Source organism: Streptomyces sp. NPDC050743 (genome assembly GCF_044456925.1).
Lineage (GTDB): Bacteria > Actinomycetota > Actinomycetes > Streptomycetales > Streptomycetaceae > Streptomyces.
Genome location: NZ_JBITGJ010000007.1, coordinates 113,765 through 130,702, shown reverse-complemented (window position 1 = coordinate 130,702; position 16,938 = coordinate 113,765). Strand labels below are relative to the sequence as shown.

Sequence of the window (16,938 nt, the reverse complement as noted above, 5' to 3'; positions counted from 1 at the left end):
TCCTGCGTGGCTCACTGCAGCTTCAGCGCCGCCACGAACTTCGTCAGCTCCGCGAAGGGCGCCGTGCCGGCCACGACCGTGGTGGAGCCGGGCGTGCCGTTCAGCACGAGGGCGTCGTAGCGGCCGCCGGTGTAGCGCGTCCAGGTGCGGCCGTCGATCGTCTCGGTGTGCTTCGTCGCCGACCCGCCCTGGCTGGCCTCGTCGATGAAGTCGGCTGGCTTCTGCGTGGACTGCTCGATCTGCACGTACTGGCTGTCCGGGGTCTGGAAGCCCAGGTGCCAGCGGTCGCCGTTCTCGCCCTGGAAGCGTACGGACGTCGCCTTCCAGGTACTCGGCAGGCCCTCGGGCGCGGCCACCGGGTAACTCGCCGCGCGACGGGCCGTGAGCAGTTCGACCCGGTAGTCGACCCGTTTGAGGTCGGGAGCGTGATCGTCGTGCGGGATGGTGAGGAAGTAGACGACCGCCGCCGCGATGCCGATCAGGGCCAGGGAGAGGATCATGTCCCTGGCCGTCTTCTGCTTGCCGTTCGAACCTGCCACGCCCTCTATCGTCGCAGGTACCCCAAGCGCTCATCCGTGGGGTCCCCTGCTCATTTTGTCTGCCTAACGATAGAGTCGAGGCCAACACCCTCATCCGGCCGTCGTCGTATCAGAAAGGTGCGCTCCGATGACCGAAAATCATCACCTGCCGTCCGAGCTCGATGTTCCCTCCGAGGCTCCCGACCGCAACCTCGCCCTGGAACTCGTCCGGGTGACCGAAGCCGCCGCCATGGCCGCCGGCCGCTGGGTGGGGCGCGGCGACAAGAACGGCGCCGACGGTGCCGCGGTGCGCGCCATGCGGACCCTCGTCTCCACCGTGTCGATGAACGGCGTGGTCGTCATCGGCGAGGGCGAGAAGGACGAGGCCCCGATGCTCTTCAACGGGGAGCGCGTGGGCGACGGCACCGGTCCCGAGGTCGACATCGCGGTCGACCCGATCGACGGCACCACGCTGACGGCCAAGGGCATGCCGAACGCGATCGCCGTCCTCGCCGCGGCCGAGCGGGGCGCCATGTTCGACCCGTCCGCCGTGTTCTACATGGACAAGCTGGTCACCGGCCCGGAGGCCGCCGAGTTCGTCGACATCGACGCGCCCGTGGCCGTGAACATCAAGCGGATCGCCAAGGCGAAGAAGGCCACGCCGGAGGACGTCACGGTCGTCATCCTGGACCGGCCGCGGCACGAGGGTCTGATCAGGGAGGTCCGGGAGGCCGGCGCGCGCATCAAGCTGATCTCCGACGGTGACGTGGCGGGCTCGATCTACGCGCTGCGCGAGGGCACGGGCGTCGACCTGCTGCTCGGCATCGGCGGTACGCCCGAGGGCATCATCTCGGCCTGCGCCGTGAAGTGCCTGGGCGGCACGATCCAGGGCAAGCTGTGGCCCAAGGACGACGAGGAGCGGCAGCGGGCCATCGACGCCGGGCACGACCTCGACCGTGTGCTCACGACGGACGACCTGGTCTCCGGTGAGAACGTGTTCTTCGTGGCCACCGGCATCACCGACGGTGAGCTGCTGCGGGGTGTGCAGTACCGGTCGGAGACCGCGCTGACCGAGTCGATCGTGATGCGGTCGAAGTCCGGGACGGTGCGGAGGATCTATTCCGAGCACCGGCTCAGCAAGCTGCGGGCCTACAGCGCGATCGACTTCGACCGGGCCAAGTAGCGCCTGATCCGAGGGGGCGCGTGGGGTTCCGGCGAGCGCGGGTTGTCCGTGGTCGCTCACACAGGTCCCCGCGCCCCTGAGGGAACAAGCGCCCCCGGTGCGGCGGGGGCGCTCCCTCCTGCGTGTCTAACCCGCTATGCGGTTGGCCGCCGTCGCCCTCGCCGCCTTCTTCAGCTCCATCTCCCTGCGGCGGCGCCTCGCCAGGACCACGCGGCGCTCCGCAGCCGTGAGACCGCCCCAGACGCCGTACGGCTCGGGCTGGAGGAGGGCGTGCTCACGGCATTCGACCATCACCGGGCAGCGGGCGCAGACGCGCTTGGCCGCCTCCTCGCGGGACAGCCGGGCGGCGGTCGGCTCCTTCGACGGAGCGAAGAACAGGCCGGCCTCGTCGCGCCGGCACACGGCCTCGGTGTGCCAGGGTGCGTCTTGGTCCCTGTCTCGCGCTGGCACCCGCGGCGCCGGAAGAGCAGCTACCTGCAGGGACGAATGCGGCGGTTGCAGCACGGTCTACTCCTGACGACGGCTTCGCGAGCGAGAGACGATGCAGCAAGGCCTACCCGCTGTGCGCGCGCCTATGCACAGCGTCCCCAGCCGCGGGCGCGCCGGCGGCTCGTTCACGCCCCCGTCGTGGCGGCACGTCGGAAGCGGAACCTTTCGATCACCGGCGGATTCGCGACCGTCAACGCCCCAGGTGTTTGCGCAGCTTCCGGTCGACCTTGTCCTGGACCCGCTCCAGCTTCCGGTCGACCTTGCTCTGCACCCGGTCCAGGATGTCGGCCACGCGCTTGCCGCGCTTGGGGTGTGCCTCGACATTGCCGAATACGGCCCAGCCGTCGACGTAGACGACCGGGGCGTCGGACTCGACCGAGTCCAGCGTGTCCACCTCGAAGTTGCCGAGGACGCCGCCTCCGGTGCCGCGCAGCGACACGTTCTCCGGGACGCAAATCTGGATGTCGCCGAAGACGGAGACGGCCTTGATGACGACCTGCTGGTACTCGAAGATCGCCTCGCTGAGGTCGATCTCGACGCTGCCGAAGACCGAGAACGCGTGGATCCGGCGGCCGGCGCGCCAGCGGCCCCGGCGCACGGCGCTGCTGAGGACGGCGACAACGTTGGCGTCCGCCTCGTGCGGTACCGCACCCGGGGTGGGGCGGGGCGGCACGGGAGTGTAGGCGGGGGCGGCGGAACGCTGGTGGGCGGCGGGCAGGTCCCGGATGAAGACGTCCAGCTCGCCCACCGTCTTGGCGGCGAGGACGCCCTCGATCCGCTCGGCATGTTCGTCGGCGGTCAGCCGTCCCTCGGCCAAGGCCTCGCGGAGAATCTCGGCGATGCGATCACGGTCGGCGTCCGAGGCACGCAGCTCGGCGACAGGTGCTTCGGTGTGCTTCTGAAGGTCCACGGAAGCAGCGTACCGAAACGCGATAGATCGCGACTAGGGGCTGTGGAAAACCCCGGCGTGTCGAACTGAGCCTTACCTCACAGGTTCCGTGTCGGCGGCAGGTTCTACGCTGGTGAGGCCCGCCAGCGTCGGCGGGCGCCGTCCGTCAGAGTGAGGAATGGGCTGAGATGCCTGAGTTCGCGTACACCGATCTGCTCCCCCAGGGAGAGGACACCACCCCGTACCGGCTGGTGACGTCCGAGGGCGTCTCCACCGTCGAGGGCCCGGACGGGCGGACGTTCCTCAAGGTGGAGCCGGAGGCACTGCGCAAGCTGGCCGAGGAGGCCATCCACGACATCCAGCACTACCTGCGCCCCGCCCACCTCGCCCAGCTCCGCCGCATCATCGACGACCCGGAGGCGAGCTCGAACGACAAGTTCGTCGCCCTGGACCTGCTGAAGAACGCGAACATCGCGGCGGCCGGCGTGCTCCCGATGTGCCAGGACACCGGCACGGCGATCGTCATGGGCAAGCGCGGGCAGAACGTGCTGACGGAGGGCGGCGACGAGGAGGCGCTGAGCCGCGGCATCTACGACGCCTACACCAAGCTCAACCTGCGCTACTCGCAGATGGCTCCGCTCACCATGTGGGAGGAGAAGAACACCGGCTCCAACCTGCCGGCCCAGATCGAGCTGTACGCGACGGACGGCGGCGCCTACAAGTTCCTGTTCATGGCGAAGGGCGGCGGCAGCGCCAACAAGTCCTTCCTCTACCAGGAGACGAAGGCCGTCCTGAACGAGGCCTCCATGATGAAGTTCCTGGAGGAGAAGATCCGTTCGCTCGGTACGGCCGCCTGCCCGCCGTACCACCTGGCGATCGTCGTCGGCGGCACCAGCGCCGAGTACGCGCTGAAGACCGCGAAGTACGCCTCCGCGCACTACCTGGACGAGATCCCGGCGGAGGGCTCGGAGCTCGGACACGGCTTCCGCGACAAGGACCTCGAGCAGAAGGTCTTCGAGCTGACGCAGAAGATCGGCATCGGCGCGCAGTTCGGCGGCAAGTACTTCTGCCACGACGTCCGGGTCGTCCGTCTCCCCCGCCACGGCGCGTCCTGCCCGGTCGCCATCGCCGTCTCCTGCTCGGCCGACCGCCAGGCCGTCGCGAAGATCACCGCCGAGGGCGTCTTCCTGGAGCAGCTGGAGACCGACCCGGCGCGCTTCCTGCCGGAGACGACGGACGAGCACCTCGAGTCGGACGGCGACGTCGTCAAGATCGACCTGAACCAGCCGATGGACACGATCCTCGCCGAGCTGACGAAGTACCCGGTCAAGACCCGCCTGTCCCTCACCGGCCCGCTGGTCGTCGCCCGTGACATCGCGCACGCCAAGATCAAGGAGCGGCTGGACGCGGGCGAGGAGATGCCGCAGTACCTGAAGGACCACCCGGTGTACTACGCGGGCCCGGCGAAGACCCCCGAGGGCTACGCCTCCGGTTCCTTCGGCCCGACGACGGCCGGCCGCATGGACTCCTACGTGGAGCAGTTCCAGGCGGCGGGCGGCTCCAAGGTGATGCTCGCCAAGGGCAACCGGTCGAAGCAGGTCACCGACGCGTGCAACGCGCACGGCGGCTTCTACCTCGGCTCCATCGGCGGCCCGGCCGCCCGCCTCGCCCAGGACTGCATCAAGAAGGTCGAGGTCCTGGAGTACGAGGAGCTGGGCATGGAGGCGGTCTGGAAGATCGAGGTCGAGGACTTCCCGGCGTTCATCGTCGTGGACGACAAGGGCAACGACTTCTTCACCGACCCTGCCCCCCAGCCGACGTTCACCTCGATCCCGGTCCGGGGCCCCGGGCTGGCGTAAGCCCCGCCCCCATCCCCCGGCGGCCCCAAGCATCTGATGGGGCCGCCCGCGGGGAGGCGGCCCCATCCCGCCCGCCCCCAAAAACGGCTCACCGGTTGCCGCTCGGTGTGGCCGCCCCTGGATGATTGGCAGATTTGTGCCATCCACCCAGCCCGATCACGCCCCTGAACTGCGCCTTGCCGAGACGCACCTGGAACAAATCTGCCAATCTCCGGCTGCCGGACCGACCCGGCGGGGGCGCTGCGCCCCCGCTCCCGTGCGGCTCCCTGCGTCCGATACCTCACTCAGCGTGACGAACGGAACAACCCGGCGTGCCCGATCGCTATTACCGCCATGAGCGACAGCAACTACCGCATCGAGCACGACTCCATGGGCGAGGTCCGCGTCCCCGCCGGCGCGAAGTGGCGGGCCCAGACGCAACGCGCCGTCGAGAACTTCCCCATCTCCGGACAGCGCATCGAACGCGCCCACATCGAAGCCCTCGCGCGCATCAAGGGCGCCGCCGCCAAGGTGAACGCCCGGCTCGGTGTGCTCGACAAGGAGATCGCCGAGGCGATCCAGGAGGCGGCGGCCGAGGTCGCCGAGGGGAAGTGGGACGAGCACTTCCCCATCGACGTCTTCCAGACCGGCTCCGGCACCTCGTCCAACATGAACACCAACGAGGTCATCGCCACCCTGGCCACCGAGCGGCTCGGCCGTGACGTGCATCCGAACGACCACGTCAACGCCTCCCAGTCCTCCAACGACGTCTTCCCCTCCTCCATCCACATCGCCGCCACCGCCGCCGTCACCCACCAGCTGATCCCCGCCCTCGACCACCTCGCCGCCTCCCTGACCCGCAAGTCCGAGGAGTTCGCCGACGTCGTGAAGTCCGGGCGGACTCACCTCATGGACGCCACCCCCGTGACGCTCGGTCAGGAGTTCGGCGGATACGCGGCCCAGATCCGTTACGGTGTCGAGCGGCTGAAGGCCTCCCTCCCCCGGCTCGCCGAACTCCCCCTCGGCGGCACCGCCGTCGGCACCGGCATCAACACCCCGCCCGGCTTCTCCGCCGCCGTCATCCAGGAGGTCGCACAGGTCACCGGGCTGCCGCTGACCGAGGCCCGGGACCACTTCGAGGCGCAGGGTGCCCGGGACGGGATCGTGGAGACCAGCGGGCAGCTCAGGACCATCGCCGTCGGGCTGACGAAGATCGCCAACGATCTGCGCTGGATGTCCTCCGGACCGCGCACCGGGCTCGCCGAAATCCGCCTGCCCGACCTCCAGCCGGGGTCGTCCATCATGCCGGGCAAGGTCAATCCGGTGGTCCCGGAGGCCGTGTTGATGGTCGCCGCCCAGGTCATCGGCAACGACGCCACGATCGCCACCGCCGGCGCCGCCGGGAACTTCGAGCTGAACGTCATGCTGCCGGTCATCGCCAAGAACGTGCTGGAGTCGATCCGGCTGCTCGGCAACGTCTCCCGGCTGCTGGCCGACCGGACGGTCGACGGCATCACCGCCGACCGCGAACGGACCCGCGAGTACGCGGAGTCGTCCCCTTCCGTCGTCACCCCGCTGAACAAGTACATCGGCTACGAGGAGGCCGCGAAGGTCGCCAAGAAGTCCCTCGCCGAGCGGAAGACGATCCGGGAGGTCGTGCTGGAGGGCGGGTACGTCGAGCGCGGCGACCTGACCCTGGAACAGCTCGACGAGGCCCTGGACGTCCTGCGGATGACGCATCCGTAACCACGAGCGAACACTTCCGGCCAGCCATCACCGGACCGGCCGGAACCGTGACGTGCACCGCAGCGTCGTATGCCTACGGCACCTAAAATCTGTCCATGACGGACGACGGAGCGATGACACGCGTGGACGCGGCGGGCACGGGAGGCACCGGACCTGCGGCCGGCTGGACCCCGGGGACCCAGATCCTGTGGCGCTACCGGCAGAACGCCGGCCGGCGCATCCACATCGCCCGGCCTGTCACCGTCGTCCGTGACGACGCCGAACTGCTCGCCGTGTGGATGGCCCCCGGCACCGAGTGTGTGAAGCCGGTCCTCGCCGACGGCACGCCCGTGCATCTGGAGCCGCTCCAGTCCCGCTACACCAAGCCGCGCTCGGTGCAGCGGGACCGCTGGTTCGGCACCGGGGTGCTGAAGCTGGCCCAGCCCGGCCGGCCCTGGTCGGTGTGGCTGTTCTGGGAGCCGGGCTGGCGGTTCAAGAACTGGTACGTCAATCTGGAGCAGCCCCTGTGCCGTTGGGCGGGCGGGGTGGACTCCGAAGACTACTTCCTGGACATCTCCGTGCACCCCGACCGCAGCTGGCACTGGCGCGACGAGGACGAGTTCGCGCAGGCCCAGCGGGACGGGCTGATGGACGCGGCCACCGCCGAGCGGGTGCGGGCGGCCGGGCGGGACGCGGTCGAGGTGATCGAGGCCTGGGGGGCGCCGTTCTCGGACGGCTGGCAGCACTGGCGCCCGGACCCGTCCTGGGCGGTACCTTCTCTCCCCGATGACTGGGACCGTACGCCCGCGCACGTGTCCTCATGAGACCCTTGATGCGCCCCCGGGCAAGAAACGTAGGATCGTCCTCCGCAAGGGCGCACAAGTGCAACTCCCGGAGCATGTGCCGGGCTTGACCGATCGTCACCGAGGGGCGGCAGCACGTGAGCGAGGGGCACCAGGGCACAGGAACCACCTCTGACCACGCGGGAATTCCGTTCCTGGGACACGTATTGCGGGTATCGGGACTTCTGCGGGAGCAACTGCGCGCCCGACGCGCAGTGACGTACGGATGGATGCGACACGCGTGACGGAGCAGCCCACCTCCTTCGAGCGCCGCCAGGGCGCCGACCCCGCGGAGGGCCGCGGGGCGCTCCTGCGTGCCCCGGAGCCTGCCGCCACCGCGGCCCTACCGGTGCAGGCGGCCCGGGCGGAGGGCGCGTCCTCCGGACCGGGCACAGCCAGGCCCTGTGGCCAGGGAAAGGACGGCAAGGGGATTCATCCCCCGGTCGGCAAGGGGAAGGAGCCCCCAGTCAACGGCCCCGAGCACTCCCAGCCCGCCACCACCGAACCCGGTGCGCACCGCCCGCGCCCCGCGCCGGAGGCCACCCCGTCGCGCCCCGCGCCGGAGGTCATCCCGCCGCAGCCCGGCGCCGAGCAGGAGCGGGCGCCGGGCGGTCAGGAGCGCCGTACCGGGCGCGGCCTGCCGCCGGGCCGGCCGATGCCGATGCGGCGCGACGGCGACCGGCTGAGATTCGTGGGCGCGGCCACCCGGCGGATCGCGCGCGGACTGGACCTGGACGAGATCGTGATGGGGCTGTGCCGGGCGACCGTGCCGACCTTCTCGGACGCGATCCTGGTCTATCTGCGCGACCCGCTGCCGGTCGGCGACGAGCGGCCCACCGGACCGGTGGTGCTGCGGCTGCGCCGTACCGACCGGATACCGGAGGACCGGGACACCGACGGTGTGCTGCTGCCGCCCGCGTTCGACCCCGAGCCGGAGCCGAGCGCGCTGGCCGAGCTGTCGTCGCTCACCACCGAGCTGTGCGAGGTGCGCCCGGGCGGCGCGCTGAACGAGGTGCTGCGCGGGGTGCGGCCGGTGTTCGCCGAGTCGCCCGCCGCCCGGGCCGCGCTGCCCGAGCTGCTCGGCGAGTGCGCCGAGACGGTCGTACCGTCCGGGCAGCACGCGATCCTCGCGCCGCTGCGCGGCCGGCGCCGGGTGATCGGCGCGGCCCTGTTCCTGCGCCGCCCGGAGCGGCTGGCGTTCGAGGCCGACGACCTGCTGGTGGCGGCCCAGCTGGCCACGCACAGCGCGCTCGGCATCGACAAGGCGGTGCTGTACGGCCGTGAGGCGTACATCGCCGACGAGCTGCAGCGCACCATGCTGCCCGAGACCCTGCCCCGCCCGACCGGTGTGCGGCTCGCCTCCCGGTACCTGCCGGCGGCGGAGACCGCGCGGGTGGGCGGCGACTGGTACGACGCGATCCCGCTGCCCGGCAGCCGGGTCGCGCTGGTCGTCGGTGACGTCATGGGGCACTCCATGACCTCGGCGGCGATCATGGGCCAGCTGCGCACCACCGCGCAGACCCTGGCCGGGCTCGATCTGCCGCCGCAGGAGGTGCTGCACCACCTGGACGAGCAGGCGCAGCGGCTCGGCACGGACCGCATGGCGACCTGCCTGTACGCCGTCTACGACCCGGTGACGCACCGCATCACCATCGCCAACGCCGGCCATCCGCCGCCCGTGCTGCTGCACCTGGGCGGCCGGGCCGAGGTGCTGCGGGTGCCGCCGGGCGCGCCCATCGGGGTCGGCGGGGTCGACTTCGAGGCCGTCGAGCTGGACGCGCCCGCCGGGGCCACGCTGCTCCTCTACACCGACGGGCTGGTGGAGTCCCGGCTGCGGGACGTGTGGACCGGCATAGAGCAGCTGCGCGAAAAGCTCGCCGCGACCGCCCAGTTGACCGGTCCCGACCATCCGCCGCCCCTGGAAGCCCTGTGCGACGAGGTGCTGGACATGCTCGGGCCCGGCGACCGGGACGACGACATCGCGCTGCTTGCGGCCCGTTTCGACGGGATCGCGCCGAGCGATGTGGCGTACTGGCAGCTGGATCCGGAGGAGACGGCCCCCGGCCAGGCCCGCCGGCTGGCCCGGCGCGCGCTCGCCCGCTGGGACCTGGAGGACCTGTCGGACGCGGTGGAGCTGCTGGTCAGCGAGGTCGTGACGAACGCCGTACGGTACGCGTCCCGGCCGGTGACGCTGCGTCTGCTGCGCACGGACGTGCTGCGCTGCGAGGTCGGCGACGACGTGCCGCAGCTGCCGCGCCTTCGGCAGGCCCGGGCCACGGACGAAGGCGGGCGCGGCCTGTACCTGGTCAACAGGCTGGCCCGGCGCTGGGGCGCGACCCGGCTGAGCACCGGCAAGGTGGTGTGGTTCGAGCTGAACCGGGGCTGAGGCGGCCCGGCCCACGCGAAAGGGCGCCCGGGGACTCCCCAGGCGCCCTTTCGCGTGCGCGCTCCAACCGGCCTACCGGCCTACTGGCCGACGTTCCGGTTGCCGCCCGGATCGAGCGGGTTCTGCGTGATCTCGTCCGTCGGCGACTGCGTCGGCGTCTGGCTCGGGGTCTGCGTCGGCGTCTGCGTGGGCGTCCGGGACGGCGTCTGAGACGGCGTCCGGGACGGCGGCGCGGAGCTGGTCGGCGCCTTGCTGGTCGGCGTGTGCGACGGCGTCTGCGACGGGGTCTGGCTGTAGGTCGGGGTGTCCGTCGGCTGGACCGCCGCGCCCTGGGTGGTGTCCAGATCGAACTCGGCCTTGTCCGTCACGCCGAAGGTGTACGCCGCCCAGATCTGCGCTGGGAGGCCGCCGCCGTTGACGCGGGGCGGGATCAGACCGGTGGCGCCCGTCAGGGAGACGTGGGCCTTGGTCTTGGCGTCCTCGCCGAAGAGACCGACGGAGGTGACCAGGTCGGGCGTGTAGCCGGTGAACCAGGCGGACTTGTCCTCGTCGGAGGTACCGGTCTTGCCGGCCACCTGCTGGCCGTCGCGCAGCGGGTTGTCCGCCACGTGCGTCTTCGCCGTACCGTCGTCGACCACGCCGGTCAGCACCGAGGTCACGGAGTCGGCGGCGGTCCGGGTGATCACCGAGCCGCCGATCGGGCTGGGAATGTGCGCCTTACGGCCGCTCTGCTCGGCCGACTTGAGGATGCTCGGCGTCACCTTGTTGCCGTGGTTGTCGAGCGTGGCGTAGATCCCGGCCATCTCCAGCGGGCTGGCGCCCATGGAGCCGAGGGTCTGGGCGGGCACCGCCTGCATGCCCGTGGTGTCCATGCCGAGCTGCTTGGCCGTGCTCATCACCTTGCCCATGCCCACGTCCATGCCCATCTGCGCGAAGACGGAGTTGACGGAGTTGTTCATCGCCTGCTGGACGGTGATGGGGCCGTAGTCGTGGTCGTCCTCGTTCGGCGGGCCGAAGCCGACCTTGCTGCCGTGGTCCACGACCTGACGGCCGCTGGTGCCGTCGTAGACCGTGTTCGCGGTGATGGGCTTGCCGTCCTGCGTGGTGGCGCTGTTCTCGAGGGCGGCGGCGAGGATGACCGGCTTGAACGTCGAGGCGGGCTGGTAGTCCCGGCGGGTGGCGTTGTTGATGTAGTGCTCGAAGTAGTTGGTGCCGCCGTACAGGGCGACGATACTGCCGGTCTTCGGGTCCACCGAGACCGCGCCGGCCTGGACGGCGCTGTCCGCCTTGCGCTTCTTGGCGTCCAGTTTGGCGGTCAGCTGGGACTTGACCGCCTGCTCCAGCTTGGTCTGCTTCTTCTTGTCGATGTTCAGCGTGATGGTCCAGCCGCGGTCGACCACCTCGGCCTCCGCCTGGGAGCGGCTGATGTTCTCCTCCTCCATCAGGCGCTGTTCGAGCTGCTGGTTGGCGAGCTCGATCAGGTAGCCCTTCTGGCCCTCCTGGCCCGGCGCCGCCTTGGGCTCCTTGGGGTAGGGGAACCTCATGTCCTGCCGCTTGGCCGGGTCCAGCCAGTGCTGTTTGACCATGTTGTCCAGGACGTAGTTCCAGCGGGCCTGCACCAGCTTCTTGCCCGTGGGCGTCGCGACGGCCCAGTCGTACTGGCTCGGCGCCTGGAGGAGCGCGGCGAGGTAGGCGCCCTGCTGGACCGTCAGCTTCTCGGCGTCGGTGTGGTAGTAGGCCTGGGCGGCGGCCTGGATGCCGTAGGCGCCGCGGCCGTAGTAGCTGGTGTTGATGTAGCCGGCGAGGATCTGGTCCTTGGACAGCTTCTGGTCGACCTTCAAGGAGATGACCATCTCCTTGAGCTTGCGGCTGACGGTCTGGTTCTGGGTGAGGTAGTAGTTCTTGACGTACTGCTGGGTGATCGTGGAGCCGCCCTGGGCTCCGCGGCCCATCGCCGTGTTGTACAGACCGCGGGCCAGGCCTTTGAGGTCGATGCCGGAGTCCGTGTAGAAGGTCTTGTTCTCGGCGGCGACGAAGGTGTGCTGGACGTCCTTGGGCACGTTGGCCAGGTCCACGCTCTCGCGGTTGGTCTTGCCGACCCGGGCCATGATCGTGCCGTCGCTGTACTTGTAGATGTTGCTCTGCTGCTTGGCGAGGGCGTTGCCCTGGGGGATGTCCACGATCATGTAGAGGGCGATGAAGCCGCCGATGCCGAGCAGGCACAGCCCGAAGAACGTCCCGAGGATCTTCTTCCAGGTGAACAGCCGGCGTATGAAGCTCTTCGCGGGCTTGCCGCCCGCCGGTGCACCCGCCGTGGGGGCGGAGCGGCGGCGCCTGGGGGCCGCGCGGTGGCCACCGCGCTGTCGCGCTCGTCTCTCTTCCGCTCGTCCCATGGGTTCCTTCGCTCCGCTTCCGTCTCGGGGTCAACTCCGAAAGCTAACACCCGTCTATATGACAAAGGTCGTCCGATCCGCTCTTTTACGGACGTGACAATCAGCACCTGTTTCCAAGGGAACCGACGGTTCTGGAGGTCACCGGGTTGCTTCCACCCACAAAAGTGATATCGCTTGGTTAGATCAACGACAGGCAGCGGACCGGACCCGGATCTCCACCCGGGCGGCGGTCGAGCTGCGGGCGCGGGCGGAGGCGGCCGGGGTGCGGGTCGTGGAGTCGCGCTTCACGCCTCCCGCGTACGCTCCCGGGATCGCCTCGGCGATGCTCCGGCGGCAGCGGGCCGGTGCGGTCGTGGCCGCGCGGCGGCGGATCGTGGACGGCGCGGTCGCCATGGTCGAGGCGGCGCTCGGCCGGATCGTGGATGGGGATACCTCCCACGCCCTTGAGGCAGTGAGGGAGGACATCGTGGAACTGGACGAGGAGCGCAAGGTGGCGATGGTGTCCGACCCGATGGTGGTGCTGTGCGGCGGCCGGGCCCCGCAGCCGGTCCTCGGCACCGGGACGCTCTACCGGTGACGGACGCGGAGACTTCGAAGCGACGGCCGCGGCCGCGCAAGCAGGTGCTGCTGCGGCTGGACCCGTCGGTGTACGAGGCACTGGCGCGCTGGGCCGGGGACGAGCTGCGGTCGGCCAACGCGCGGATCGAGTTCGTGCTGCGCAAGGCGCTCGCGGAGGCGGGCCGGCTGCCGAAGGACGCCGGGCCTCTGCCGCGCAGGGGCAGGCCGCCTGTTTCGGAACCGTGACAATCGGCTCCCACCTGGACCGCCGTACAGCCCGCCATCATCTCCACACTCCGCGTATACATACGGCGTATACACCGTGTGTACAGTGCTGCGCATGTCCATCGGTCACACCCTCCTGGGACTCCTGGAGTCCGGCCCGCGGCACGGCTACGACCTGAAGCGGGCCTTCGACGAGAAGTTCGGTCACGACCGGCCGCTGCACTACGGCCAGGTCTACTCCACGATGTCGCGGCTGCTGAAGCACGGCCTTGTGGAAGTCGACGGGATCGAGGCCGGCGGCGGCCCCGAGCGCAAGCGGTACGCCATCACCGACGCCGGCGTCACGGACGTCGAGCGCTGGCTCGGCACCCCGGAGAAGCCCGAGGAGTACCTGCAGTCGACCCTGTACACCAAGGTCGTCCTCGCCCTCCTCACCCACCGCGACGCCGCCGTCATCCTCGACACCCAGCGCGCCGAGCACCTGCGCAGCATGCGGATCCTGACCGACCGCAAGCGCAAGGGCGACCTCGCGGACCAGCTGATCTGCGACCACGCGCTGTTCCACCTGGAGGCGGATCTGCGCTGGCTGGAACTGACCGCAGCGCGCCTCGACAAGCTCCGTGCGGCGGTGGCCGAGTGACTCCTCCCGCCGGCTCCCTGCTCACCGCCGAGAACCTGCGCAAGGCCTACGGCCCCACGGTCGCGCTCGACGGTGCCGAGTTCTCCATCCACCCCGGCGAGGTCGTCGCCGTCATGGGCCCCTCCGGCTCCGGCAAGTCGACCCTGCTGCACTGCCTCGCCGGCATCGTGCCGCCCGACTCCGGGTCCATCGTCTACAACGGCCGCGAACTGGCCGGCATGAGCGACACCGAACGCAGCGCGCTGCGCCGCTCCGAGTTCGGGTTCGTCTTCCAGTTCGGCCAGCTGGTGCCCGAGTTGACCTGCGTGGAGAACGTGGCGCTGCCGCTCAGGCTGAACGGCACCTCCCGCAAGCAGGCCGAGAAGGCCGCGCTCGCCTGGATGGAACGCCTGGAGGTGGACGACCTCGGGGGCAAGCGGCCCGGCGAGGTCTCCGGCGGCCAGGGGCAGCGCGTCGCGGTGGCGCGGGCGCTGGTCACCGGGCCCCGGGTGGTGTTCGCCGACGAGCCGACCGGCGCGCTCGACTCGCTGAACGGCGAGCGCGTGATGGAGCTGCTGACCGACGCGGCCCGCACCACCAACGCGGCCGTCGTCCTGGTCACGCACGAGCCCCGGGTGGCGGCCTACTCCGACCGCGAGATCGTCGTACGCGACGGGAAGTCCCGGGACATGGAGCGGGCCGTATGAACGCCCGCCCGTCACCCACCACCACCCCATCGGAGGCGCTTCGCGCCACCCCTTTCAATCCCAAGTGGTCCCGGGATCTCGGCATGGGGGTCCGGTTCGCCTTCACCGGTGGGCGCGAGGGCTGGGTCCGGATGCTGCTGACCGCGGTCGGTGTCGGCCTCGGCGTGGCGCTGCTGCTGCTGACGACCGCGATCCCGAACGCGCTGGCGGTACGGGACCAGCGCAACGAGGACCGCAACGACTACACCTACGGCCCGCACCTGCCGAAGGCCGCGAACACCCTGGTGATCTCCGACGCCGACACGACGTACCGCGGCTCGGACGTCCGCGGCCGGCTGGTGGAGCCGGAGGGGCCCCGGGCGCCGATCGCGCCGGGCCTGGCGAAGTACCCGGCACCGGGCGACATGGTGGTCTCCCCCGCGCTGAAGACGCTGCTCGGCTCCGCCGACGGCAAGCTGCTGCGTGAGCGGCTGCCGTACCGGATCGTCGGGACGATCGGCGAGCCCGGGCTCATCGGCTCCCACGAACTCGCCTACTACGCCGGTGCGAAGGACCTGGCCCCGCGCATCAACGGCTGGCAGACGGCCCGGATCACCCACTTCGGGCCTTCGCGGTCGTCCCAGCAGGAGGGGCTGGACCCGGTGCTGATCCTGCTGGTGCTGGTGGTCTTCGTGGTGCTGCTGATGCCGGTCGCGGTGTTCATCGCCACGGCCGTGCGGTTCGGCGGCGAGCGGCGCGACCGCAGGCTGGCCGCGCTGCGGCTGGTGGGCTCCGACAGCCGGATGACCCGGCGGATCGCGGCGGGCGAGGCGCTCGCCGGATCGCTGGTCGGGCTGGTCTTCGGCACCGGCTTCTTCCTGCTCGGCCGGCAGCTGGCGGCCTCGGTCGAGATCATGGGCGTCAGCGTGTTCCCCAGCTATCTCAACCCCTCCCCGGCGCTGGCCGCCCTGGTCGCGGTCGCCGTTCCGGCGGCGGCGGTCCTGGTCACGCTGTTCGCGCTGCGCGGGGTGGTCATCGAACCGCTGGGCGTGGTCCGTACGGCCAAGCCCGCCCGCCGCCGGCTGTGGTGGCGGCTGCTGCTGCCGCTGGGCGGACTGGCCTGCCTCGCGCCGATGATCGGCCAGGGCCGGAGCAACGGCACCTTCAACGAGTACCTGGTGATCGGCGGCGTCCTGCTGCTGCTGGTCGGCGTCACCGCGCTGCTGCCCTGGGTCGTGGAGGCGGTGGTGGCCCGGCTGGGCCTGGGCGGGGTGGCCTGGCAACTGGCCGTTCGGCGGCTGCAGTTGAGCAGCGGTTCGGCGGCCCGCATGGTCAACGGCATCGCGGTCGCGGTGGCCGGGGCGATCGCGCTGCAGATGCTGTTCGCGGGCGTCCAGGGCGACTACACGAAGTCCACCGCGCGGGACACCGACCGCATCCAGATGCAGGTCAACCTGCCACGGGGGCTGCCCTTCGTGCCGGCCGCCGGGAAGTTCGCCTCGACGAAGGGGGTGCGCAAGGCCACCGCGCTCGGCAGCACCGAACTGGGCGACCGGCGCTGGACCCCCGACCACGGGCCGGAGAACACGCTGAGCCTCACCGTCGGCACCTGCGCCTCCCTGCGTGAGGTGGCCCGGCTGACGTCCTGCCACGACGGGGACGTCTTCACGGTCAAGGGCGGGAAACGGGACGCCGACGTGGACAAGCTCGCCCGGCCGGGCCTGAGGCTCCACCTCAACACGAGCGACGGCACGGGCGCCGGACCGGACGTCGTCTGGACCGTGCCGCACGGGATGAAGCAGGCCCGCGCGATCACCGGGCCGGGCGGGACCAGGGACAGCGAGGTGCTGATGACGCCGGCCGCGCTGTCCGGCCGGATGATCAGCGCGCTGACCGGATCGGTGTACCTCAAGCTCGACGAGTCGGTGCCGGACGTGCACGACCGCGTCCGCAACACGGCGGCGCGGATCGACCCGCTCGCGGACGCGATGGTGTGGTCGGCCACCGAGGAGTCGAACAAGTTCACCTCCATCCGCACCGGAACGTTCGTCGGCGCCGTCTGTGTGCTGGCGCTGATCGGGGCGAGCCTGCTGGTGTCCCAGCTGGAGCAGTTGCGCGAGCGGCGCAAGCTGCTGTCGTCGCTGGTCGCCTTCGGTACCCGGCGGCGCACGCTGAGCATGTCGGTGCTGTGGCAGACGGCGATCCCCATCGCGCTGGGCCTGCTGCTCGCCTCGGCCGTCGGGCTGACGCTGGGCGGGGTGCTGCTGAAGATGGTGGGCGCGACGGTGAGCGTGGACTGGCCGAGCGTGCTGTCGATGGCCGGCGCCGGCGCGGCGGTGGTCGTCACGGTCACGCTGCTGAGCCTGCCGCCGCTGCTGCGGCTGATGCGGCCCGAGGGCCTGCGGACCGAGTAGCGGCGCGACGTCGGAGCGCGGTCGGCCGTGGGCCCCTCCCACCCGGGGGTCCACGGCCGGTGCCTCACAGGCTGTGCTCCCGCACCACCCTCCGGGCCTGGGCGAACAGCATGCCGACGTTCACCGAGCGAGCCGATCACATCGCTTTGTTCGACACTCATTTGATCGATCGG

General features: G+C 70.7%; 13 protein-coding genes and 1 pseudogene. 10 read left to right on the top strand and 4 right to left on the bottom strand.

The genetic code is table 11. The features are described 5' to 3' along the window. Positions 1-11 precede the first annotated feature (11 nt). A complete protein-coding gene (locus ACIBJF_RS10850; protein ID WP_351799152.1) occupies positions 12-539 on the bottom strand; it encodes a DUF4245 domain-containing protein in 528 nt (175 codons plus the stop codon). Positions 540-666: 127 nt separating this feature from the next. On the opposite strand from ACIBJF_RS10850, the gene glpX reads away from it, so the two are divergent. Continuing rightward, positions 667-1,701 (top strand): class II fructose-bisphosphatase, encoded by a 1,035-nt coding sequence (gene glpX, locus ACIBJF_RS10845; RefSeq protein WP_399173357.1) that lies wholly within the window; start codon positions 667-669, stop codon positions 1,699-1,701. 126 nt (positions 1,702-1,827) lie between these two features. Here the strand turns inward: glpX and ACIBJF_RS10840 are convergent, their stop codons facing one another. Continuing rightward, positions 1,828-2,205 carry a WhiB family transcriptional regulator gene (locus ACIBJF_RS10840; RefSeq protein WP_351799147.1) on the bottom strand — a complete coding sequence of 126 codons (378 nt, stop codon included), beginning with the start codon at positions 2,203-2,205 and terminating at the stop codon, positions 1,828-1,830. Between the two features lie 175 nt (positions 2,206-2,380). Then, a complete protein-coding gene (locus ACIBJF_RS10835; RefSeq protein WP_399173356.1) occupies positions 2,381-3,100 on the bottom strand; it encodes a DUF1707 domain-containing protein in 720 nt (239 codons plus the stop codon). Between the two features lie 167 nt (positions 3,101-3,267). Here ACIBJF_RS10835 and ACIBJF_RS10830 point away from each other — a divergent pair, with 167 nt between their 5' ends. From ACIBJF_RS10830 to ACIBJF_RS10815, 4 genes are all read left to right on the top strand, one after another. After that, a complete protein-coding gene (locus tag ACIBJF_RS10830; RefSeq protein WP_351799141.1) occupies positions 3,268-4,938 on the top strand; it encodes a fumarate hydratase in 1,671 nt (556 codons plus the stop codon). 333 nt (positions 4,939-5,271) lie between these two features. Next, positions 5,272-6,663 carry a class II fumarate hydratase gene (locus ACIBJF_RS10825; protein ID WP_399173355.1) on the top strand — a complete coding sequence of 464 codons (1,392 nt, stop codon included), beginning with the start codon at positions 5,272-5,274 and terminating at the stop codon, positions 6,661-6,663. A 95-nt stretch (positions 6,664-6,758) separates the two neighbouring features. Next, entirely contained in the window at positions 6,759-7,466 is a 708-nt protein-coding gene (locus tag ACIBJF_RS10820) for a DUF402 domain-containing protein (protein ID WP_399173354.1), read from the top strand. 259 nt (positions 7,467-7,725) lie between these two features. Next, complete coding sequence (locus ACIBJF_RS10815; RefSeq protein ID WP_399173353.1) at positions 7,726-9,870, top strand: SpoIIE family protein phosphatase; 2,145 nt, start codon at positions 7,726-7,728, stop codon at positions 9,868-9,870. 80 nt (positions 9,871-9,950) lie between these two features. Here ACIBJF_RS10815 and ACIBJF_RS10810 read toward each other — a convergent pair whose 3' ends face one another. Next, on the bottom strand, positions 9,951-12,263 hold the full coding sequence (locus ACIBJF_RS10810; protein WP_399173352.1) for a transglycosylase domain-containing protein: 2,313 nt from the start codon (positions 12,261-12,263) through the stop codon (positions 9,951-9,953). Between the two features lie 211 nt (positions 12,264-12,474). Here ACIBJF_RS10810 and ACIBJF_RS10805 point away from each other — a divergent pair. The 5 genes and pseudogenes from ACIBJF_RS10805 to ACIBJF_RS10785 form a co-directional block, all read left to right on the top strand. Beyond that, a pseudogene (locus tag ACIBJF_RS10805) lies at positions 12,475-12,840 on the top strand (SPFH domain-containing protein); the annotation flags it as partial. Next, entirely contained in the window at positions 12,837-13,067 is a 231-nt protein-coding gene (locus tag ACIBJF_RS10800) for a hypothetical protein (RefSeq protein WP_399173351.1), read from the top strand. The pseudogene ACIBJF_RS10805 and the gene ACIBJF_RS10800, both read left to right, overlap by 4 nt. A gap of 94 nt (positions 13,068-13,161) precedes the next feature. Then, complete coding sequence (locus tag ACIBJF_RS10795) at positions 13,162-13,686, top strand: PadR family transcriptional regulator (RefSeq protein WP_351799130.1); 525 nt, start codon at positions 13,162-13,164, stop codon at positions 13,684-13,686. Beyond that, positions 13,683-14,372 carry an ABC transporter ATP-binding protein gene (locus ACIBJF_RS10790; protein ID WP_399173350.1) on the top strand — a complete coding sequence of 230 codons (690 nt, stop codon included), beginning with the start codon at positions 13,683-13,685 and terminating at the stop codon, positions 14,370-14,372. Before ACIBJF_RS10795 ends, ACIBJF_RS10790 begins: the two co-directional genes overlap by 4 nt. An 83-nt stretch (positions 14,373-14,455) precedes the next feature. Further along, positions 14,456-16,765, top strand: coding sequence for an ABC transporter permease (locus ACIBJF_RS10785; protein WP_399173349.1), 2,310 nt, complete (start codon positions 14,456-14,458; stop codon positions 16,763-16,765). The last annotated feature ends 173 nt before the right edge of the window (positions 16,766-16,938 follow it).

Coding starts and splice junctions, on each gene's coding strand:
- ACIBJF_RS10830 (WP_351799141.1), top strand. CDS start 3,268: ATGCCTGAGTTCGCGTACACCGATCTGCTCCCCCAGGGAGAGGACACC.
- glpX (WP_399173357.1), top strand. CDS start 667: ATGACCGAAAATCATCACCTGCCGTCCGAGCTCGATGTTCCCTCCGAG.
- ACIBJF_RS10785 (WP_399173349.1), top strand. CDS start 14,456: ATGGGGGTCCGGTTCGCCTTCACCGGTGGGCGCGAGGGCTGGGTCCGG.
- ACIBJF_RS10825 (WP_399173355.1), top strand. CDS start 5,272: ATGAGCGACAGCAACTACCGCATCGAGCACGACTCCATGGGCGAGGTC.
- ACIBJF_RS10820 (WP_399173354.1), top strand. CDS start 6,759: ATGACGGACGACGGAGCGATGACACGCGTGGACGCGGCGGGCACGGGA.
- ACIBJF_RS10810 (WP_399173352.1), bottom strand. CDS start 12,263: ATGGGACGAGCGGAAGAGAGACGAGCGCGACAGCGCGGTGGCCACCGC.
- ACIBJF_RS10795 (WP_351799130.1), top strand. CDS start 13,162: ATGTCCATCGGTCACACCCTCCTGGGACTCCTGGAGTCCGGCCCGCGG.